The sequence below is a fragment of the Robiginitomaculum antarcticum DSM 21748 genome (genome assembly GCF_000365025.1).
GTDB lineage: Bacteria > Pseudomonadota > Alphaproteobacteria > Caulobacterales > Maricaulaceae > Robiginitomaculum > Robiginitomaculum antarcticum.
Genome location: NZ_KB823011.1, coordinates 490,592 through 510,369, shown reverse-complemented (window position 1 = coordinate 510,369; position 19,778 = coordinate 490,592). Strand labels below are relative to the sequence as shown.

The following is a 19,778-nucleotide window of genomic DNA, read 5'->3' as shown; positions in this document are numbered from 1 at the left end:
ACTATTTAACTCACTAAGAAGGCGGGCAATCAGGATCATTTAATAATGATATGGGTTCACATATTTTTTCGATGAAACCCATCTCATCAAACTTCACGAGACCAAGTTCCGTATTAATCCAAGGACGATATTTTCCGTCATACTGTTCTACAGCTATATAACCCAACTTTTCAAAAGCTTCTTTGTCAGTTTCATATGAGCGGCGTTTAGAAACATATATTTCTAGCTTTCGATTTGCTTCTGTTTTTTGATCGAAACTTTGCCCGCCGTAATGTTCTGCAGTAGCCTGATCAACAGTTACATCAATGTATAAAAAAGCAAAACCTATCATGCCAAACCAAGGTAAGAGCAGAAAAAAAAATTTCAGCGATCCATTCATTTATTTGTAGCACACTGTCTTAGCCGCCTTAACCACATCATCGGAATTCGGTAATGACAAAGCTTCTAAATTCGCCGCATATGGCAGCGGGACGTCTTTTTGGAAGACGCGGGCGGGCGGGGCGTCGAGATAGTCGAAGGCCTCGTTGACGACGCGGGCAGCGACTTCGGCGCCTATACCGCTCTGTCCCCAGCCTTCTTCAGCACAAACAAGGCGGTTCGTTTTCTTGACCGAGGCTACGACTGTATCTGTATCCAGGGGGCGGAGCGTTCGCAGGTCGATGACTTCGGCGTCAATGCCCTCTTCGGCAAGCTTTTCGGCCGCTTCCAGTGCGCGGCCAACCATGCGGCTATGCGCAACAATGGTCACGTCACTGCCTTCGCGGCGGATTTTAGCCTTGCCGATGGGGATAAGAAAATCATCCATATCCGGCACGTCAAAGCTTTCGCCATACATCAGTTCATGTTCAAGGAAGACGACGGGGTTCGGGTCGCGAATAGCGGCTTTTAGGAGACCCTTGGCATCAGCAGCGTCATAGGGCGCGACGACTTTCAGACCCGGCACATTGGCATACCAACTACTATAATCATGGCTGTGCTGCGCGCCGACGCGGCTGGCTGCACCGTTCGGACCACGAAACACGATAGGACAGCGCATTTGACCGCCGGACATATAGAGCGTTTTTGCCGCAGAATTGATAATATGATCAATGGCTTGCATCGCAAAGTTCCATGTCATGAATTCGACAATCGGGCGAAGACCGCCCATGGCCGCGCCGACACCAATACCGGCAAAGCCGTGCTCCGTAATCGGCGTGTCGACGACCCGCCGGCTGCCGAATTCTTGAAGCAGTTCGCGTGTGACTTTATAAGCGCCCTGATATTCAGCGACCTCTTCGCCCATAATAAAGACTTTATCGTCGCGGCGCATCTCTTCGGCCATAGCGTCCCGCAGGGCGTCACGAATAGTCGTTTCTTTCATCGCGACATTAGTTGGTATATCAGGGTCATTTTGCGGCTTGGTCTTCGGCACAGAGGGGGGTTCATCGCGATTGGCATCCTCATTTTCGGGATGCGCCGGGCCGGCTGTTCCGGGTTTATCTTCGCCCTTATCTTCGATCTCTTCGTCCGCAGAGGTGTCATCGCCGGAATCATCGGTCAGTGCGCTTTCATCCTCGCCGTCTTCGAGAAGGCGCAGGATAACCGCGCCAACTTTGACGTTTTGAGCGCCTTCAGCGACAACGATTTCGCCGACAACGCCCTCGTCAATAGATTCGACTTCCATTGTCGCTTTGTCGGTCTCAATCTCGGCCAGAATATCGCCAGAGGTGACGCTGTCCCCCTTTTTGACAAGCCATTTTGATAGTGTGCCCTCTTCCATCGTCGGAGACAGAGCAGGCATTTGAATGTTGATTGGCATGAATTCGTCCTAGATCAGGGGCATAAGCGCGAGGATCATCAAGAGCAGACCGACCACAGACACGGCCCAAGCGAGCGTGCGCGCCCACGGGATACCAAACCAGTAAAGCGGTGCATAAGCGAGGCGGGCCCAGAAGAATATCGCAGCGCCCAGCGTCGCCCCGGCAACGCCTGCGTGCATCGCGACGGCGGCCAGCGGCACAAATAAGACCATGGCTTCGACCATATTCTGATTGGCCCGTTTGGCCCGTCCGGACATCACGTTAGGCTCGGCCATGCTGTCACGCGGACCGGCGAGCGTGCCAAGACCATATTGTTTTGTACCGAGCAGCGCCTGCACGACGATCATCACAATAAAGAGAATAACGCTGAGTATCAGATAAGAAATTACAGTCATGGTTTAGGCCTCCAGCAATACGTCGGTGTAGAGCTCTGACGGATCGGGCTCCGGCGAGCTTTGCGCGAAATCCGCACTGTCATTCACAACGGCTTTGATGTCTTTATCAATCGCCTTAAGCGCGTCAGTATCGGCCCAGCCCTCTTTTTCAAGACGGGCTTTGACGGCATCGATCGGGTCGCGCGCGCTACGAATGTCATTAACCTCATCGCGTGTACGGTACTTTGCCGGATCCGACATAGAGTGACCACGATAACGATAGGTTTTCATTTCGAGAATCATCGGGCCTTTGCCGGCACGGGCATGATCAATCGCCTTTTTAGCGGCGTCACGCACGGCAAGCACATTCATGCCGTCAACCTGTACGCCTTCGATCTCAAAACTTATACCGCGTTTAAAAAGCTCGGTTTCGGCGGAGCTTCGCTCAACCGATGTTCCCATAGCGTATTGATTGTTTTCAATCACAAACACGACAGGCAAATCCCATAATTTAGCCATGTTGAAGGTCTCATAAACTTGGCCTTGATTTGACGCGCCATCACCGAAAAATGCGATGCTCACTGCGCCATTATCGAGATATTTATTGGCAAAGCCCAGACCCGCACCGAGCGGAACCTGCGCGCCGACAATGCCGTGACCGCCATAGAATTTCTTCTCAGTCGAGAACATATGCATAGAGCCGCCTTTGCCGCGGCTATAGCCACCTTCACGGCCCGTCAGTTCAGCCATAACGCCGCGCGCTTCCATATCACAAGCGAGCATATGGCCGTGATCGCGGTAACCCGTAATCATCTGATCGCCCTCTTTCATCGCGGCGCGTATACCCGTTACAACGGCTTCCTGGCCGATATATAGGTGACAGAATCCCGCTATCAGGCCCATGCCATAAAGCTGTCCGGCCTTCTCTTCGAAGCGGCGGATCAGCAGCATATCTTTGTAAAACTGAAGAAGCTCATCCTGCGTGGTTTTCAGCGCTTTTGGCGCCGCCTTTTTCTTGGAAGTTGTTTTTGTTTTTCCAGCCATTTACCCTCACAGAAATATATTAGTTCATATGTGAAGCACATAAACCATAGCTTAAAGCATATTAGAGGATTTTACGGCTCAATCGTCAAGAATAATCACTAGGTCGTTCACATGTGAAAAACCTAAATGCTGACGACTTTCCTCATCAAGGCGGTCTTCAGACAAGTGTTTAGCGCGTAATTGATCCGCGTGGTGTTCTAAACCTACGCGCTGCGCTTTGACCTTCGCAATTTTATTTTGAAGCGCAGATAGCTCGGCGCGGGTCTCTGCGATTTGAACCATGCCCTGCCGTCCGCCGATCATATGAATAGCCAGATAGGTATAGAGTAGACCGACACAAATCAGGATGAAATGCCGTTTGAAGAATAGAAAGGTCTGTACCATGGCGTGATAGTGCCGCCCCATGGTAAATGTAAGGTTAAGGCAGGACGCTTGTGCCGGCGTAATGCGCTTGCGTGCCCAGTTCTTCTTCGATCCGGAGAAGCTGGTTATATTTTGAAAGCCGGTCAGAGCGCGCAAGGCTGCCCGTTTTGATCTGTCCGCAATTTGTCGCGACAGCTAAATCAGCAATGGTCGTATCCGAAGTCTCGCCGCTACGGTGACTCATCACAGCGGTGTAACCTGCGCGGTGCGCCAGATCCACGGCGTCGAGCGTTTCGGATAATGTGCCGATCTGGTTGACTTTGATGAGAATTGAATTGGCCGCGCCCTGATCAATACCTTGCGACAAGCGCTTCGGGTTGGTCACGAACAAGTCGTCACCGACAAGCTGGCAGCTATCGCCGATTTTATCGGTTAGCGCCTTCCATCCCGCCCAGTCATCTTCGTCCATACCGTCTTCTATAGAGATGATCGGGTAATCAGAGGCCAGCGCAGCGAGATAATCAACAAAACCGTTTGAATCGAGAACTTTGCCCTCACCTTTGAGATTATATTTGCCGTTAGTAAAGAATTCGGAGCTGGCGACATCAAGCGCAAGGAAAACATCTTTGCCGGGATTATAACCTGCGCTCTCGACGGCCTTCATAATGTAGTCCAGCGCAGCGCGACTGGAGGACAGTCCGGGGGCAAATCCGCCTTCGTCGCCGACATTAGTATTATGACCGTCGGCTTTTAATTTGGCTTTCAAGGCATGGAATATCTCGGCGCCGCAGCGCAAGGCTTCGGAAAAACTCTCTGCGCCGACCGGCATAATCATGAATTCCTGAACATCGATGGGATTATCGGCATGTTCGCCGCCATTAATGATATTCATCATCGGCACAGGCAATGTATTCGCGTTCACGCCGCCAATATAGCGGTAAAGCGGCGCGCCCTGTGATTCGGCCATGGCTTTGGCAATGGCGAGCGAGACGCCAAGCGTTGCATTTGCGCCGAGGCGAGATTTATTATCCGTCCCGTCCAGATCAATCAGCAGCGCATCAATGGCGCGCTGGTCTGCAGCTTCCATCCCGTAAAGCGCGTCGGCAATGTCGGTATTGACGTTTTGAACGGCTTTGAGCACGCCCTTCCCGCCATAACGTTTGCCGCCATCACGAAGCTCGACTGCTTCGTAAGCGCCTGTGGATGCGCCGGACGGTACTGCCGCGCGGCCAAATGCGCCGTCTTCAAGCAGCACTTCGACCTCGACGGTTGGATTACCGCGACTGTCTAAGATTTCACGGGCGAATAAATGTTCGATAATGGCCATAATAGGGTTCCTTGACGTCGACGCTTGAAAATAAAGACAAAAAAATAGGCCGAAGCAAATGCCGGCCTATTTCCTAATCGGTTTGCAAACCCTAATCTTTGGGCTGCAGGATTTGACGTCCGCGATACATGCCGGACTTCAGATCAACATGGTGCTGACGGCGAAGCTCGCCGCTATCTTTGTCTTCAACATAATTTGTTGCTGTCAGAGCGTCATGTGCGCGGCGCTGGCCACGGCGGGATTTGGAAATTTTACTCTTTGGGACCGCCATAACGGTTCTCCTATATTTTAAATACGGCACTTGCCGTGTCAAACTCGGCGCGTCCTAAGCTATTGCGCCCGCTGTTGCAAGTAGGCTGTGGATGAAATCTTCAGTCACGCTGCAGCTAGATCCAATTTTTGATACGCATAACTATGCCGATCCCGATCGCGCAGACGATACACAGCCCGACAACGATCCAGAACCCCATAGGCTCTAAGCTACTCCCCCCATCGGCGACCATTGGCATGCCGCCCACATTAATCCCGAACAGGCCCGTTAAAAATCCGAGTGGTAAGAAGACGAGCGAAATGATCGACAGGACATACATATTTTGGTTCATGCGATCGGAAATTACAGCTGTAATTTCTTCCTGGATGAGGCTTAACCGCTCACGCAGAGCGTCTAGCGCATCACAAATACGGGCCGCCCGATAATATTGGTCCAGAAAGCTTTGTTGCTGGTCTTCTGTAAAAAAATCAACCTTGGCGCGGCTTAATGTCAATAATGTTTCGCGCTGCGGCAACAGGTAACGGCGTAGGGATATGATGCTGCGGCGAAATTCCATAATTTCAAGTCTGCGCTTTTTATTTGGGTCACCCAAAGCTTCATCTTCGGCGCTATCAACCTGTTCATCCAGTTCGTTAATATGCGCCTCGATTCGCAGCTGCAATTCCTCAATTATGGCAAGCAGTAAATCCGGTGTGGTATGCATTTTGTCTATACGTGATGCGGCCGCATCTACAGATTTGACTGGCCGGCGTTCGCTGGCGATAAAAGTTGTGTCGTCCATCCAGATACGGACAGACACCATATCATCGGGCTGTGAACCTTCATTGAAGTTGATTCCGCGCAGCACAATCAGGATATCTTTATCGTTGACCATACATTTCGGACGCGGGCTCGCCATCCTTAACGTTCTGACATCCTGCGCGCCGGCAATCGATGTCAGTTCGGCGACATCTTCCGCGCTCAAAGACAGACAGTGTTCTATTTCGAGAAAGTGTTTGTTATCACCAAATGCTGTTCGTAAAATCTGGGTCATAACATATTCCTGTACCGCTAAACCAAGCGGCTTTGTGTTTTAGCCGCTTTGATAAATCCGGCAAACAAAGGATGCGGTTTAAAGGGACGCGATTTTAGCTCCGGATGATATTGAACACCAACATACCATGGATGATCTGGAATTTCGACAATTTCAGGTAAAACTCCGTCTGGCGAAAGACCGGAGAATTTTAGTCCCGCCGCCTCCAGACGATCTTTATAGTCCACATTGACCTCATAACGGTGACGGTGACGTTCCTCTATATTCCGAGTGCCGTAAATCTGTGCCACCAATGACCCTTCTGTGAGCGTTGCCGGATAGGCGCCCAGACGCATGGTGCCGCCCAGATCACTCTTGCCTTCACGCTTCAGACGCTCATTGCCGCGTGTCCATTCTGTCATTAGGCCGACGACATTCTCACCGTCGATTTCTTCGAATTCTGAGGATTTAGCAGTTTCAATCCCGGCCATATTACGCGCAGCTTCAATGACCGCCATTTGCATGCCCAGACAAATCCCAAAATACGGGACATTATGCTCACGGGCAAATTGCGCTGCACGGATTTTCCCTTCCGAGCCACGGTAACCGAAACCCCCGGGAACAAGAATACCGTTTAGACCTTCAAGATGCGTCAGCGCGTCATCACCCTCGAACATGTCGGATTCAAGCCATGTAATATTAATTTTGACCTCATTGGCGATGCCGCCATGAACCAGAGCTTCGGTCAAAGATTTGTAGGCGTCAGGCAGGATAGTGTATTTTCCAACCACGCCAATATTCACCTCGCCGTCCGGCTCCGCCAGCGCTTTGGAAATCCCTTCCCACCGGGCCAGATTAGCATCCGGCGCGTCCTCAATGCCGAAATGCGCAAGCACAGCGCTGTCCAAACCTTCGGCATGATAGGCCAGCGGCACGTCATAAATAGATTTGGCGTCTAGACCCTGAATGACAGCTGATTCGCGCACATTGCAGAAGCGGCCAATTTTTGCGCGGTCACTATCGCTAATCGGACGGTCAGCACGGCACAGCAAAATATCGGGTTGTATGCCGATAGAGCGCAGCTCTTTGACGCTATGTTGCGTCGGTTTGGTCTTCATCTCACCGGCTGCGGCAATAAAGGGCAGTAAGGTGACATGCATGAAGCAGGTCTGGCGCGGCGGCAGCTCTTGGGAAAGTTGGCGCAACGCTTCGAAAAACGGCAGGCCTTCAATATCGCCGACCGTGCCGCCAACTTCGCAGAGCACAAAATCCACATCACCGGCATCGGACAGAACAAAGGATTTAATCTCGTGCGTCACGTGCGGAATGACTTGAACCGTTGCGCCGAGATAATCGCCGCGGCGCTCTTTTTCGATAATATTTTTGTAAATTCGGCCCGTCGTAATATTATCGCCCTGCGTGGCTGATACGCCGGTAAAGCGCTCGTAATGACCCAGGTCCAGATCGGTCTCAGCGCCATCATCTGTGACGTAAACTTCCCCGTGCTGATAGGGTGACATCGTGCCGGGATCGACGTTTAGATATGGGTCAAGCTTGCGAAGGCGAACTTTATAGCCGCGGGCCTGTAATACCGCGCCGAGCGCAGCCGAGGCCAAGCCTTTGCCAAGCGAAGAAACAACGCCGCCTGTAATGAAAATATATCGTGGCATAGCCGTCCCGATGTTTTGCGGATCCGGCACGACGCCTATTCGTCGTCGCCGGCGTCCGGTTTTGTTTCTGTCGCGGCGTCATCACCCTCCTGGGGTGTCGGCTCGACAACAACATCGGTCTCACTATCAGGAGTTTCCGATTGCAGGTCATCAGCAGGCACAACGTCAGCATTCGGGTTTTGAGTATTATCGGAGTTGTCCGTCTGCACAATACCTGTTTCCGTGTTATCCTCAGCCAAAGCCGAGGTATTGCTATTTTCAACAGCAAAGAAGATCGATAGTAGCACGCAATTGAGGATAAATAGCGTTCCTAAAATCGTTGTTGCTTTGGTTACCGCATTAGCAGAGCTGCGACCACTCATCAAACCGCCGCCTCCGCCTCCGCCGCCGCCTATTCCCAAGGCGCCGCCTTCGGAGCGCTGAATGAGAATCAGTCCAATCAGAACGATACAAATTAAAACCTGAATAATCAGAAGTACGGTGGTCATGGCCGGATCCTATGGGCCATAGGCCCAAGCTGTGAATTAAAGCGCGCTCGATAGCTTAAACGCCGCGCTTTCGCTAGGGCTTATATGTGGATTTGTTAGAGCCGCTGCAAGTCCGAAAGCGAATCATCCCTGTTCGCGCATGATACGCGCTTTTTGGCGGTTCCATTCGCGCGTCTTAACATTGTCTCGTTTATCTGAATGAGACTTGCCAATACCGACGCCGACAAGCAGTTTTACAAAACCCTTATCGTTAAAGTACATCTTCAGAGGGACGATCGTGCGGCCTTTACGCTGTTGCTCGATAATCAGCTTTGCAATCTCGCGTTTCTTTAATAGCAATTTACGCGGTCGTGTCGGCAGGTGATTAAACTGGCTTGCCGGAGCATAGAGAGGAATATTCGCGTTGATGAGCATTATCTCGCCATTTTCGACGCCGACATAGCCCTCGGCGATATTGGCCTTACCCTCCCGCAGCGCTTTAACCTCGGTGCCGACAAGACTAATACCCGCTTCGAACGTATCTTCGATTTCAAATTCAAACCGCGCGCGGCGATTCTGCGCGATCAATTTGTTATTATCGTCGGATTTTTTCTTCTTAACCGCCATATTAGATCGTTATGCCTGCGCGTTTCATCGCCGCAATAACCGCCGCCTTCGTTTCATCGCGACACGGCGTCATCGGCAGGCGAACATCCGGCCCCATGCGGCCCAGTTCTGTCAGAGCGTATTTCGCCGGAGCCGGACTTGGATCTAAAAACAGATCTTTGTGCAGACGATCAAGTTTTTCGTGAAGCTTACGCGCCAGAGCGTAATCACCGGATAACATAGCGTTGTGAAAGGCTGCGTATTTATCAGGCGCGACATTGGAGCCGACAGAAATGCAGCCTTTACCGCCGTAAACGCTATGGGCCAGTGACGTCGGATCATCACCGGAGAGTTGAATAAAATCCTCGCCGCAGCGGTCAATTAAAGTGGTAACGCGGCTAATATCGCCTGTCGCATCTTTGCAGCCAATAACAGTGGGGAGAGTAGATAACCGCGCCATTGTTTCGTTGGAAATGTCCACTACACTGCGTCCCGGGATATTGTAAACAATAATGGGTATATCGACAGCGTCTGAAATGGCTTTAAAATGCTGAAATATACCTTCCTGACTGGGTTTATTATAATAGGGCGTCACAATAAGAGCGGCGTCCGCGCCAAGGTCTTTGGCGTGACTGGCATAGCGGATCGAGACTGTTGTTTCATTGGATCCCGCGCCGGCAATAACGGGCACGCGCCCTGCGGCCGCCTCGACGCAAAGCTTTATAACACGTTTATGCTCGTCATCTGATAATGTCGCAGACTCGCCCGTTGTGCCGCAAGGCACTAGTCCATGCGTCCCTGATTCGATCTGCCAGTTCACAAAGTCGCCAAAAGCTGTCTCGTCGACTTTTCCGTCTTTAAACGGCGTGACCAGCGCAGTCATAGAACCGTGAATGGGCTTTTGTGTTGTCATGAGTACCTCGATTGCGGGTTTCCCCTATATTTGTGCAGCGTCTTAGCTTTCTTTAGTTGCCCCGTGCAAGCCATCCATTAGAATTGCCTCATGCGATTTTTAAAATTTTCTCACATAGTCTGCCCAATTCTTCTCATATGCCTTGGCATTATGGCGGTTTTTGGCCCGATCAACGCTACGGCCCTGGCACAAAGCATTCCTGTCCCGCGGGTGAAACCTGTGCCGGAAGGCAATTCTCAAATATTGTCACAAACCGATGCACAAAATTTTCGGATGGGCATGCGCGCTGCAGATCAAAACGGTTGGGATGACGTGGCAAGATATCGCGGGCGCATCAAAGACCCCATTGCCCGTGATGTCCTAATATGGCGTCTGGCTGTGCGCACCAATGAGGTGTCACTAGCCGAAATCACGGGATTAATGTCTCGCCATCCCGATTGGCCGAGAATGATCACAATCAGAGCGCGCGCGGAGCGGATGCTTTTCGAAGATCCGATGTCTCCGCAGCGCACATTGCAATGGTTCCAGTCTTTACCGGCCGAGTTTCAAGACCCTGCGTCCGGCGAAGGTCGCGCAGCTCTGGCCCGCGCTTATTTCGGCGTCGGTGACGAACGAAATGGCCTAATCTGGTTACGCAAGGCCTGGCGTGACAGCAGATTAACAAGAGACCGTCAAAAAGAGCTTTTCGCGCAATATGGGGGCAAGCTTACGCGTGATGATCATGCCGCGCGTGCCGATCATCTGATCTGGCTAGGCTCGCGCTATTATAGCAGCGCCGAGGCTCTCTTGCCCTTTATGAACACGTCCGACCGCAAACTGGCCGATGCCCGTATTCGCGTCGGGGCTAATCGGTCCGGAATGGACAGAGCTATTGACGCGCTATCACCTGCACAGGCCAGAGATACAGGGCTTCTGTTCGAGCGCGCGCGGTGGCGGCGAAAACGTAAAACCAAAGATTATGCTCTTCCGGTATATCTGGAGATCTCCGCCCCTGCATCGACAGACCAAGGCAAAGACCGGTTGTGGACCGAGCGTAAAATTATGGCCTATTGGCTCATCTCTGAAAACCGGTTTGCTGAAGCCTATCAAATGATCACGCCCCACGGGCTTAAAGAGGGCCTGGCTTTTGCCGAAGCTGAGTTTCTCGCCGGATGGCTATCCCTTCGTAAATTAAACCAACCGCAACGCGCCAAGATGCATTTTGACCGGCTGCGTGGCGGCGTGTCGACGCCTGTATCTGTTGGCCGCGCTGCCTATTGGCAAGGACGTGCTGAGTCAGCTTTGGGTCTACCCGCAGCGCAGGCGCGATATGCAGAAGCGGCGAGCCATCCCAATACTTTTTATGGTCAACTGGCCATCCAAGCGTCAGGAACAGGCCGAAGCACTCTGTCTTTGCCACCGGAACCGGGTGCAGATCATATGCGCGCACAGTTTGAAGCCAAGCCTATTGTCCGCGCGCTTCGTATGATTGGGGAGACTGGAAATGAGTTGGTTTTCCGTCAATTTTCCTATCAGCTTGACGGCGATGTTTCACAATCCGGTGAACTGACGCTTTTGGCGGATCTGGCTAAAGATTATCATTTTTATTCTCCGTCTGTTCGCGCAGGAAAACAGGGCGGGCGGGTCGATGCCTTAATGACGGAAAGCTCTTATCCAATTCCCGATGTCATGAGACGTCTAGGTCCGGGATATGATTTGCCTTTCGTGCTGGCTATTGCGCGGCAAGAGAGCGAATTTGCGACGACCGCCATCAGTCACGCCAGAGCGTATGGTATGATGCAGATGATCGACTCAACGGCTAATGCGACGGCGCGGCGTCACCGCGTCCCCTATTCTCAAAGCCGGCTGATTACAGACCAGGATTATTCGGCCATGCTGGGCGCCTTACACCTCAAAGATCTACTCGAAAAATATAACGGCAATTATATTATGGTCGCCGCAGCCTATAATGCGGGACCGACACGGGTTTCTCAATGGGTCGAAAAATATGGCGATCCGCGATCCGGTAGCATTGATCCAGTAGACTGGGTCGAAAGCCTGCCCTTTTCAGAGACGCGAAATTACATTCAGCGGGTCATGGAAAACCAGCAGGTTTATCGCGCAAGGCTGAATAACAATCAATCTGTGCTGACCTTGCGGCAGGATTTGGCCCGGTCTTTCTAGAGTGCCCTTCTAAAATAGCGCGCTACATCGCCATAGCGCGGGCCATGACATCAGGGTCAACATTGCCCCCCGACAAAATCACGCCGACATTTGCGAAATCGCCAAAGCTATTAAATCGACCGGAAAGCGCCGCGGTGAGTGCAACAGAGCCGCCTGGTTCCAATGTGACGCCTAGGCGCTGCTTTGCAAGTTTCATCGTCATCAGGCATTCTTCGTCTGTGACTGTACATACGCCGGACAGGTTTTTCGAATTTATCGGCCATGTTAAAGCCCCGGGTTGAGGCGTCATAAGCGCATCGCACAAAGTTGGCGGTGGACTGATAAGTGTAACCCGGTTGCCGTAAGACAGGCTCATTTGATGATCGTTATAATCTGCCGGCTCCGCGCCGAATATTTTGGTGTGCGGAGACAAGTGCTTGAACGCCGTACTGATGCCCGCGCAAAGCCCGCCCCCGCCCAAACAAATAATCAACGCGTCCAGCGTTATATGCATCTCTTCGCATTGTTTGGCGAGTTCAATTCCGGCCGTGCCTTGACCGGCAATAATGTAAAGGTCGTCAAAGGATGGAACAACGATCCGCCCGTCGCGGGCGGATATATCTGCGGCAATCTTTTCACGCGACTCGGTCATTCGATCGTAGCTGTGGATACGCGCGCCATCGGCAAGGACGCCATCGACTTTCACTTTAGGCGCATCGCTCGGCATCACGATAATTGCGTCAATCCCCAATTCTTTAGCGGCGCGCGCTACGCCTTGCGCGTGATTTCCTGATGAGAATGCCACGACACCGTTCGCGCGCTCATCTGCGCTCATCGCCGAGAGGCGGTTATAAGCGCCGCGATATTTAAATGACCCTGTATGTTGAAGGCATTCGGCCTTGGAAAAAATATTGTATCCGGCGATCTGCGAGAGCACTTTGCTTTGAAGCACCGGCGTAAGTTTTGTTTTGCCCCTCAGACGCTGCGAAGCGTCCGCAACATCATGATAATTTATGCTCATATTGTCTCCCTGCGCGGCGTTTTGATTGACCTGATAGATGTAAATTGACACAAGAGCGCAACAATAAAAACACATAAGGGAATATATAATGCAAGGCTTGATGATGGATCACGATCTGATGATTTCAGATTTGATTGAACACGCGGCAAAGGTGCATAATCGCCGCGAAATCTACACATTGAACACGGATGGAACGGAGCACCGCTATACATGGGCGGACTGCGCCAAACGCGTTCGCAAACTGGCAAATGCCCTGCTCTCCGCCGGTGTTAAACCCGGAGACCGGATTGCAACGATTGCGTGGAATAATTACCGTCATGTCGAGATTTATTATGCGGTCAGCTCCATCGGCGCAATTGTTCACACGATTAATCCCCGTCTCAAGCCCGATCAAATTGCGTGGATGATCAGCCATGCCGAAGACAAATATATAATGTTCGATACGACATTCGGTCCGATTATCGACGGCATTCATACCCACTGTAAATCGGTCGAGAAATTCATCTGCCTATCCGACAGAGCCGGAATGCCCGACTACAAGGCGGAAGTTCAAGATTATGAGAGCTTTATAGAACACGCGTCTGACACGATTACGTGGCCACGGTTTGACGAGAAGACGGCGTGTACATTGTGTTATACATCCGGAACGACAGGCGATCCCAAGGGCGTCCTGTACTCTCATCGCTCGACTATTCTTCACGCCATGGCCGGTTCATTTCCCGATGTGATCGGCGCGCGTGCAGACGCAGTGATCCTCGCCGTCGTGCCCATGTTCCACGTTAGCGCGTGGGGGCTCGTTTATTCAGCCGCTATGGTTGGCGCAAAGCTTGTCATGCCCGGGCCCGGTCTGGATGGTAAAAACCTGACCAAAATGATTAATCAGGAAAAAGTCACGCTCATGGCGGGCGTGCCGACTGTCTGGCTAGGTATTCTCAACTATTTGCGCGAGACCAAGCAGTCTATGCCTACTGTTGAAAAGGCATTGGTCGGCGGCTCGGCCCTGCCCGAATCACTGTTGCGCGCTTACGAGCAAGAACTGGGCATACCCATGCAGCAAGGCTGGGGTATGACGGAGACCAGTCCGCTGGGCAGTACATATGCGCCCGACCCGATGACGGATTATCCTGACTATGAATCCACGGTCCCTCATAAGCTACTGGCCGGACGGCGCATTTTCGGTGTGGAAATGCGCATTGTTGATGATGAAGGTAAAATTCTCCCCGAAGACGGCGAGACCAGCGGGCATTTACATGTGCGCGGGCCTTGGGTCGCCAAAGGTTATTTTAAAGGCGCGGGTAGCGATGCTTTCACCGACGATGGATGGTTCCGCACGGGTGATGTTTCAGCGCTACATCCCGACGGCTATATGGAAATTACTGACCGCTCTAAAGACGTTATTAAATCCGGCGGCGAATGGGTAAGCTCCATTGAGATCGAAAATGCGGCGTCTGATCATCCGGATGTGGCGATGGCGGCGTGTATTGGTGTCCGTCACGAGAAATGGCAGGAGCGCCCAATTTTAATTGTGCAGCCTGTTGCGGGTAAGACGCCTGATAAGGCTGAAATAAAGGAATGTATCGCGGCAAAATGCGCGAAATGGTGGATGCCTGACGCGATTGAATTTACCGATGCGCTTCCGATTGGTGCCACCGGTAAAATTCTCAAGCGGGAATTAAAGGTTCAGTATAAGGACTACGTATTAGACTAAACGTTAACTGTTTCGTCTTCTTTACCCTCGCCTATACCGAAGAGCTTTCCCTTTTCGGTATATGTAATGATAAATAGAGATAATAGTCCCAGACCCACAAATCCTATCATCATCGGCACAACGCTGCCGTTAAATTGGCTGGAGACAATCCAGCCAAATCCGGCAGCGACAGTGGTTGTGAAAAAGCCGTAAACAGCACTGGCCGTACCGGCAATATTGCCCTGTGCTTCCATAGCCAGCGCCGAGAAATTCGCGCCCATCATACCGAAACATCCAAAAACAATGCAGAACATCGGCAGGAAGACATACAAATTCGGCCCGACAATACTCATAGTCAGAGCTGTCGCGGCCGACATTGTAATAAATACGAATAGAACAGTATGACTGATGCGGCGCATCCCGATGGCTTCGACAATCTTTGAATTTGCAAAATTCGATACGGCCAAAGCACCCGCAATAATGGCAAACCACAACGCAAATTGATCGCCACGTCCGAATACAACATCAAAAATCTGCTCGCTGGCCGCGATAAATGAAAATAGAGACCCAAAGATGACGCCGCTGGCGACCATATATCCGCAGGTGACGCGGGTCGATAGAACCGACCAAAAGCTCTTCATTACCCGGCTAAACTTCAAATCCTGACGGTGGTCTTCCGGCAAAGTTTCGGGCAATCTTATATGCGCCCAAATTATCAATCCGATCGCGCCGATTGCCGTAACGCCGAACGTCCAATGCCAATCAGCAAATGTCATAATGCCCTGCCCGATAGCCGGCGCAATAATCGGAACAATCATAAAGACGGTCATGACAAGGGACATAATACGCGCCATAGCCCGCCCGGCCATAAGGTCGCGTACAATTGATACGCCGATGACGCGGACGCCAGACGAGAAGACGCCGTGAACAAAACGGGCGACGAGCAGCAGAGTAAAGCTTGGCGCAATCATGCATAAAACGCCCATAGCCGCATAGCCGATCAAACATATATTCAACAAACCCTTGCGCCCGAACCGGTCACTAATGGGACCGAAAATTAGCTGCGGCGCGCCAAATCCGGCAATATAAGCATAAAGTATAAATTGCTGGTGATTGGGATTTTGAAGCTCAAAATGCTCACCGATGACGCCTAAGGCCGGCAACATGACATCAATTGCCAGCGCGTTCAGAGCAATCATGCATGCGACCATGCCCACGAATTCCCATACAGGCATAGGCAAAGGAGCGTTCGATAAATGCTGTATGCCGACCGGTTTTCTCATGCCGCGCGCTATGCGCTACCCCGCGCTGTAGTGCAAGTGTTCAAAACGTATAGGTGATATGTCGGTTAAACATTTACCGTAGCAGATTGACTACTCCATAAATGTCGTAATTTCCGGTAGATCTTTTTTGATCAAAGCGTGTTTGGGAATTGTGCAATCTATCGCGGGATAACCCACGACCATCAGAACGAATGGTTTTTCGGATTTTGGACGCCCGCAAATTTCAGTCAGAAAGCCCATGGGCGCAGGCGTATGGGTTAGCGTCCCAAGCCCCGCACTGTGCAGGGCTGTAATGAGCATACCTGTCGCGAGGCCGACGCTCTCAGTCACGTAATAGTTCTTTTTGTCCTGCCCCGGGGTTTCGCCGCCGCGGCGCTGTGCAAACACTGCGATGAGCCAAGGCGCGGTTTCCAGAAATGGCTTGCTGGCATCTGTTCCGAGCGGAGCAAGAGCGTCCAGCCATTCTTCGCTGGCACGGCCACCGTAAAACTCAGCCTCTTCAGCCTCGGCAGCCATGCGGATTTGCCGTTTCGTCTCAGAATTAGAAATCGCGACGAAATGCCAAGGCTGATGATTGGCCCCGCTTGGCGCGGTTCCGGCGGCGCGGATGCAGGTTTCTATCAAATCGCGCGGCACAGGCTCATCTGAAAAGTCTCGAATAGAGCGCCGGGTCAATAATGTATCCAGCACCGCTTGGGCGCGGGCCTGCATTTCAATTTCGGAGCGGCGATCATAGCCCGTCAGCGCAATGTGGTCGTCCTTGACGCTCAAAATTTCGTCCAATCCAATATCACTTTGCCGCTTTTTCCTGTCTCCATAAGATCGAATGCATCTTGAAAATCCACTGCATCGAAATGGTGGGTAATCATCGCGCGCATATCCAGACCGCTATCCAGCATGGCCAGCATTTTATACCAAGTATCATACATTTGGCGGCCATAAATACCGCGCAGAGTCAGCGCCTTACCGACAATTTTACCCAGATCAACCGGATAAGGCTTTGATGGTATGCCGAGCATGGCAATATTCCCGCCCATCAACATCAGATCGAGCATCGTATCGAAGGCGCTTTGCTGCCCGCTCATCTCCAGCCCAACGTCAAAACCCTCGCGCATACCTATGGCAAGCATGACCTCGCGCGGGTTCTCATTCAAAACATTAACCGTGCGAATATCCGGCGCGACTTTACGGGCCAAATTAAGCCGCCAATCATTGACATCGGTCAACATAATGCGGCGCGCTCCTGCCCGCCGCGCGATAGCAGCGGCCATGATTCCGATCGGGCCTGCGCCCGTAATTAAGACGTCCTCCCCCACCAGATCAAAGGCGAGCGCAGTATGCACGGCATTGCCCATCGGATCCAAAATCGCTGCAATGTCCAGATCAAAATCATCATTCAGCGGTATGATGTTAAATTCCGGTAGGGCGAGATACTCGGCGAACGCACCGGGCAAATTAACGCCAATGCCTTTGGTGTCGGGGTCAAGATGGAAGCGTCCCGCCCGGGCATTGCGGGAGCGGTTGCCGACGATATGGCCTTCACCCGAGACTTTATCTCCGACTTTGACGCGGCGCACGGTCGAGCCGACAGCGGCGACAATACCGCCATATTCATGCCCGACAACCATAGGGACAGGGATATTTTTCTGTGCCCATTCGTCCCATTTATAAATATGCATATCCGTACCACAAATCGCGGTTTTATGAATACGGATCAAGACTTCGTCCGGCTCTATGGTCGGGACAGGGACGTCCTGCATCCACAGACCTTTTTGCGATTTCGCCTTGACCAAAGCTTTCATAGTCTCAACCAATGGGATCTCCTGTCGCGTCGTTGCAATTCTGAGGGTTTATGCTCACCGTTCTTATCGTTTCTGTTATTGTTTCACTAGCCCTAATCATCGGTGCCGTGATCGGCCTGTCCAGGTGGTTCAATGATAAAGCTTCGGGATTCCTCTTGGCGCTAGCGGGCGGCGCGCTGATTTATGCCGTTACCGCTGAACTTATCATGCCGTCCATAGAAATTGCGTCTCTGTGGCCTGTTGTAATTGCCGTCATGCTCGGCGGAATTGTCTTTACGGGAGTTAATCATCGTATCGATAAGAAAACTGATAACCCAGATGGACTTGGCCTTGTAGCCGCAGTCACGCTGGACGGGGTTCCTGAAAATATTGCATTGGGCGTGGCCCTAATATCCGCCGGTCCGATGGCTGTTACGGCTCTGGCCGGATCAATTTTTCTATCCAATTTGCCTGAAGCCGCCGGCGCGGCTCAAGAGATGAAAAAGGCAGGCCGCAGTAAAAAAAGCATTCTTACCATCTGGTCGGGAACCGCCTGTCTCCTGATTGCGGCAGCTGTGCTGGGCAATCTGGCTTTTGCGCATGTTCAGGATGTCACCCTTAGCTATATTCAGGCCTTTACAGCCGGAACAGTTATTGCCTCGCTCGCCACCGAGATTTTCCCAAGCGCTTACAAAAATACGCGGCATATGGCCGGTATTGCTGTGACTTTAGGTTTGGTACTGGCGATCTGCCTGCAGGAGATCAGTCATTAGATTACGCCCAGCTCTTTACCGACTTTTGTAAATGCGGCGATCGCGCGGTCAATATGCTCAGGCGTATGCGCCGCGCTCATTTGCGTTCGTATGCGGGCATTTCCTTTGGCGACGACGGGATAGAAAAATCCGATGACGTAGATACCTTCATCCAGCAGCTTCTCAGCAAATTTTTGTGCCAAATCCGCCTCATATAACATAACCGGAATGATCGGGTGGTCGCCGGGCTGCAAATCAAATCCGGCTGCGCTCATGCCTTTGCGGAATTGCGCGGAATTGCGCCGGAGACGTTCACGCATATCATCGCCCTGCTCAGCCATCTCTATCGCTTTGAGGCTCGCGCCTACCAGTGAAGGAGCCAGACTGTTGGAAAACAGGTAAGGCCGTGATTTCTGGCGGAGCATGTCGACGACTTCCTGCCGCGCGCAGGTAAACCCGCCCATGCCGCCGCCAAGGGCTTTGCCAAGCGTTCCGGTCAATATATCGACGCGGCCCAGCGCGCCTGTATGTTCCGCGCTGCCGCGGCCACTCTTGCCCATAAAGCCTGTTGCGTGGCAATCATCCACCATGACCAACGCCTCATATTTATCAGCCAGATCACAAATTTGCGCTAGCTTGGCGACGAAGCCATCCATCGAAAATACGCCATCCGTGGCGATTATAATACGCCGCGCGCCCGCCGCGCGTGCCGCCTTGAGCTGTGTGTCCAGATCGGCCATATCGGAATTGGCATAGCGGTAGCGCGCCGCCTTGCACAGGCGTATACCGTCAATGATTGAGGCATGATTGAGACTGTCGGAGACTATCGCGTCTTCCTTACCCAATAGCGGCTCAAATAGTCCCCCATTGGCATCAAAACACGCTGCATAAAGAATGGTGTCGTCATAACCGAGCCATTTGGCCAGCTTTTGCTCCAGCGTTCTATGCTGCACTTGCGTTCCGCAAATAAAACGCACGCTGGCCATGCCGAAGCCGTGGTCATCCAGCGCGGTTTTGCTCGCGGCAATCAGATCGGGATGGTCGGCGAGGCCCAGATAATTATTCGCGCAAAAATTCAGGACGTCGCGCGTCTTGCCATTATCCGTAACCGTGATCTCGACGGCCTGTTTGCTCGTAATGAGACGCTCGGTTTTATACATCCCGGCATCGGCAATATCGGCTAGCTCATTTGAAAGGTCAGCGAAAAAATTAGCGCGGGTCATGGCAAATATCCTATTGGTTTTGTCTGTGCTAGCAGGTTTCGCC

Annotated in this window: 20 protein-coding genes; 3 read left to right on the top strand and 17 right to left on the bottom strand. The window is 52.0% G+C overall.

The annotated features are described in order from the left end of the window. Window positions 1–13: 13 nt before the first annotated feature. From H142_RS0102545 to dapA, 12 genes are all read right to left on the bottom strand, one after another. On the bottom strand, window positions 14–379 hold the full coding sequence (locus H142_RS0102545) for a hypothetical protein (protein ID WP_017930528.1): 366 nt from the start codon (window positions 377–379) through the stop codon (window positions 14–16). Next, window positions 380–1,798, bottom strand: coding sequence for a pyruvate dehydrogenase complex E1 component subunit beta (locus tag H142_RS0102540; RefSeq protein ID WP_017930527.1), 1,419 nt, complete (start codon window positions 1,796–1,798; stop codon window positions 380–382). It lies immediately after the preceding gene. Window positions 1,799–1,807: 9 nt separating this feature from the next. Continuing rightward, window positions 1,808–2,194 (bottom strand): MAPEG family protein, encoded by a 387-nt coding sequence (locus tag H142_RS0102535; protein WP_017930526.1) that lies wholly within the window; start codon window positions 2,192–2,194, stop codon window positions 1,808–1,810. A gap of 3 nt (window positions 2,195–2,197) precedes the next feature. Beyond that, window positions 2,198–3,217: a pyruvate dehydrogenase (acetyl-transferring) E1 component subunit alpha gene (pdhA, locus tag H142_RS0102530; RefSeq protein WP_017930525.1), complete on the bottom strand. Its 1,020-nt coding sequence runs from the start codon at window positions 3,215–3,217 to the stop codon at window positions 2,198–2,200. Window positions 3,218–3,295: 78 nt separating this feature from the next. Further along, on the bottom strand, window positions 3,296–3,601 hold the full coding sequence (locus tag H142_RS0102525; protein WP_026147728.1) for an FtsB family cell division protein: 306 nt from the start codon (window positions 3,599–3,601) through the stop codon (window positions 3,296–3,298). 34 nt (window positions 3,602–3,635) lie between these two features. Beyond that, window positions 3,636–4,907, bottom strand: coding sequence for a phosphopyruvate hydratase (gene eno, locus H142_RS0102520; protein ID WP_017930523.1), 1,272 nt, complete (start codon window positions 4,905–4,907; stop codon window positions 3,636–3,638). A gap of 91 nt (window positions 4,908–4,998) precedes the next feature. After that, window positions 4,999–5,178 (bottom strand): 50S ribosomal protein L32, encoded by a 180-nt coding sequence (rpmF, locus tag H142_RS0102515; protein WP_017930522.1) that lies wholly within the window; start codon window positions 5,176–5,178, stop codon window positions 4,999–5,001. A gap of 115 nt (window positions 5,179–5,293) precedes the next feature. Further along, window positions 5,294–6,211, bottom strand: a complete 918-nt coding sequence (locus H142_RS14045) for a CorA family divalent cation transporter (RefSeq protein ID WP_017930521.1) — start codon at window positions 6,209–6,211, stop codon at window positions 5,294–5,296. A gap of 17 nt (window positions 6,212–6,228) precedes the next feature. Next, the gene (locus H142_RS0102505; protein ID WP_026147727.1) at window positions 6,229–7,860 is read right to left on the bottom strand and encodes a CTP synthase; all 1,632 of its coding nucleotides are present in this window, start codon (window positions 7,858–7,860) and stop codon (window positions 6,229–6,231) included. A 35-nt stretch (window positions 7,861–7,895) separates the two neighbouring features. Then, complete coding sequence (gene secG, locus H142_RS0102500; protein WP_017930519.1) at window positions 7,896–8,348, bottom strand: preprotein translocase subunit SecG; 453 nt, start codon at window positions 8,346–8,348, stop codon at window positions 7,896–7,898. A gap of 123 nt (window positions 8,349–8,471) precedes the next feature. Further along, window positions 8,472–8,954, bottom strand: coding sequence for an SsrA-binding protein SmpB (gene smpB / locus H142_RS0102495; protein ID WP_017930518.1), 483 nt, complete (start codon window positions 8,952–8,954; stop codon window positions 8,472–8,474). A gap of 1 nt (window position 8,955) precedes the next feature. Then, on the bottom strand, window positions 8,956–9,846 hold the full coding sequence (gene dapA, locus H142_RS0102490) for a 4-hydroxy-tetrahydrodipicolinate synthase (protein ID WP_017930517.1): 891 nt from the start codon (window positions 9,844–9,846) through the stop codon (window positions 8,956–8,958). 90 nt (window positions 9,847–9,936) lie between these two features. Here dapA and H142_RS0102485 point away from each other — a divergent pair, with 90 nt between their 5' ends. Then, window positions 9,937–12,009, top strand: a complete 2,073-nt coding sequence (locus H142_RS0102485; RefSeq protein ID WP_083898911.1) for a lytic transglycosylase domain-containing protein — start codon at window positions 9,937–9,939, stop codon at window positions 12,007–12,009. 22 nt (window positions 12,010–12,031) lie between these two features. Here the strand turns inward: H142_RS0102485 and H142_RS0102480 are convergent, their stop codons facing one another. Continuing rightward, window positions 12,032–13,009, bottom strand: coding sequence for a threonine ammonia-lyase (locus tag H142_RS0102480; protein WP_026147725.1), 978 nt, complete (start codon window positions 13,007–13,009; stop codon window positions 12,032–12,034). A gap of 88 nt (window positions 13,010–13,097) precedes the next feature. Between H142_RS0102480 and H142_RS0102475 the strand changes: the two genes are divergently transcribed. Then, window positions 13,098–14,717 carry a long-chain-fatty-acid--CoA ligase gene (locus H142_RS0102475; RefSeq protein WP_017930514.1) on the top strand — a complete coding sequence of 540 codons (1,620 nt, stop codon included), beginning with the start codon at window positions 13,098–13,100 and terminating at the stop codon, window positions 14,715–14,717. Here H142_RS0102475 and H142_RS14040 read toward each other — a convergent pair. The 3 genes from H142_RS14040 to tdh form a co-directional block, all read right to left on the bottom strand. Beyond that, complete coding sequence (locus H142_RS14040; RefSeq protein ID WP_083898910.1) at window positions 14,714–15,979, bottom strand: multidrug effflux MFS transporter; 1,266 nt, start codon at window positions 15,977–15,979, stop codon at window positions 14,714–14,716. The two genes, H142_RS0102475 and H142_RS14040, sit on opposite strands and share 4 nt — an antisense overlap. Window positions 15,980–16,069: 90 nt before the next feature. Then, entirely contained in the window at window positions 16,070–16,690 is a 621-nt protein-coding gene (locus H142_RS0102465; protein ID WP_051048558.1) for a nitroreductase family protein, read from the bottom strand. 56 nt (window positions 16,691–16,746) lie between these two features. Next, a complete protein-coding gene (gene tdh / locus H142_RS0102460) occupies window positions 16,747–17,781 on the bottom strand; it encodes an L-threonine 3-dehydrogenase (protein ID WP_017930510.1) in 1,035 nt (344 codons plus the stop codon). A 50-nt stretch (window positions 17,782–17,831) separates the two neighbouring features. Here tdh and H142_RS0102455 point away from each other — a divergent pair, with 50 nt between their 5' ends. Then, on the top strand, window positions 17,832–18,533 hold the full coding sequence (locus H142_RS0102455; protein ID WP_017930509.1) for a ZIP family metal transporter: 702 nt from the start codon (window positions 17,832–17,834) through the stop codon (window positions 18,531–18,533). On the opposite strand, the gene kbl is transcribed toward H142_RS0102455, so the two are convergent. Beyond that, a complete protein-coding gene (kbl, locus tag H142_RS0102450; protein WP_017930508.1) occupies window positions 18,530–19,735 on the bottom strand; it encodes a glycine C-acetyltransferase in 1,206 nt (401 codons plus the stop codon). The two genes, H142_RS0102455 and kbl, sit on opposite strands and share 4 nt — an antisense overlap. Window positions 19,736–19,778 lie beyond the last annotated feature (43 nt).

What these genes read in the sequence shown, in the direction of transcription:
- H142_RS0102545 (WP_017930528.1), bottom strand. Translation starts at nt 379, where the DNA reads ATGAATGGATCGCTGAAATTTTTTTTTCTGCTCTTACCTTGGTTTGGC.
- H142_RS0102540 (WP_017930527.1), bottom strand. Translation starts at nt 1,798, where the DNA reads ATGCCAATCAACATTCAAATGCCTGCTCTGTCTCCGACGATGGAAGAG.
- H142_RS0102535 (WP_017930526.1), bottom strand. Translation starts at nt 2,194, where the DNA reads ATGACTGTAATTTCTTATCTGATACTCAGCGTTATTCTCTTTATTGTG.
- pdhA (WP_017930525.1), bottom strand. Translation starts at nt 3,217, where the DNA reads ATGGCTGGAAAAACAAAAACAACTTCCAAGAAAAAGGCGGCGCCAAAA.
- H142_RS0102525 (WP_026147728.1), bottom strand. Translation starts at nt 3,601, where the DNA reads ATGGTACAGACCTTTCTATTCTTCAAACGGCATTTCATCCTGATTTGT.
- eno (WP_017930523.1), bottom strand. Translation starts at nt 4,907, where the DNA reads ATGGCCATTATCGAACATTTATTCGCCCGTGAAATCTTAGACAGTCGC.
- rpmF (WP_017930522.1), bottom strand. Translation starts at nt 5,178, where the DNA reads ATGGCGGTCCCAAAGAGTAAAATTTCCAAATCCCGCCGTGGCCAGCGC.
- H142_RS14045 (WP_017930521.1), bottom strand. Translation starts at nt 6,211, where the DNA reads ATGACCCAGATTTTACGAACAGCATTTGGTGATAACAAACACTTTCTC.
- H142_RS0102505 (WP_026147727.1), bottom strand. Translation starts at nt 7,860, where the DNA reads ATGCCACGATATATTTTCATTACAGGCGGCGTTGTTTCTTCGCTTGGC.
- secG (WP_017930519.1), bottom strand. Translation starts at nt 8,348, where the DNA reads ATGACCACCGTACTTCTGATTATTCAGGTTTTAATTTGTATCGTTCTG.
- smpB (WP_017930518.1), bottom strand. Translation starts at nt 8,954, where the DNA reads ATGGCGGTTAAGAAGAAAAAATCCGACGATAATAACAAATTGATCGCG.
- dapA (WP_017930517.1), bottom strand. Translation starts at nt 9,846, where the DNA reads ATGACAACACAAAAGCCCATTCACGGTTCTATGACTGCGCTGGTCACG.
- H142_RS0102485 (WP_083898911.1), top strand. Translation starts at nt 9,937, where the DNA reads ATGCGATTTTTAAAATTTTCTCACATAGTCTGCCCAATTCTTCTCATA.
- H142_RS0102480 (WP_026147725.1), bottom strand. Translation starts at nt 13,009, where the DNA reads ATGAGCATAAATTATCATGATGTTGCGGACGCTTCGCAGCGTCTGAGG.
- H142_RS0102475 (WP_017930514.1), top strand. Translation starts at nt 13,098, where the DNA reads ATGCAAGGCTTGATGATGGATCACGATCTGATGATTTCAGATTTGATT.
- H142_RS14040 (WP_083898910.1), bottom strand. Translation starts at nt 15,979, where the DNA reads ATGAGAAAACCGGTCGGCATACAGCATTTATCGAACGCTCCTTTGCCT.
- H142_RS0102465 (WP_051048558.1), bottom strand. Translation starts at nt 16,690, where the DNA reads ATGCAGGCCCGCGCCCAAGCGGTGCTGGATACATTATTGACCCGGCGC.
- tdh (WP_017930510.1), bottom strand. Translation starts at nt 17,781, where the DNA reads ATGAAAGCTTTGGTCAAGGCGAAATCGCAAAAAGGTCTGTGGATGCAG.
- H142_RS0102455 (WP_017930509.1), top strand. Translation starts at nt 17,832, where the DNA reads ATGCTCACCGTTCTTATCGTTTCTGTTATTGTTTCACTAGCCCTAATC.
- kbl (WP_017930508.1), bottom strand. Translation starts at nt 19,735, where the DNA reads ATGACCCGCGCTAATTTTTTCGCTGACCTTTCAAATGAGCTAGCCGAT.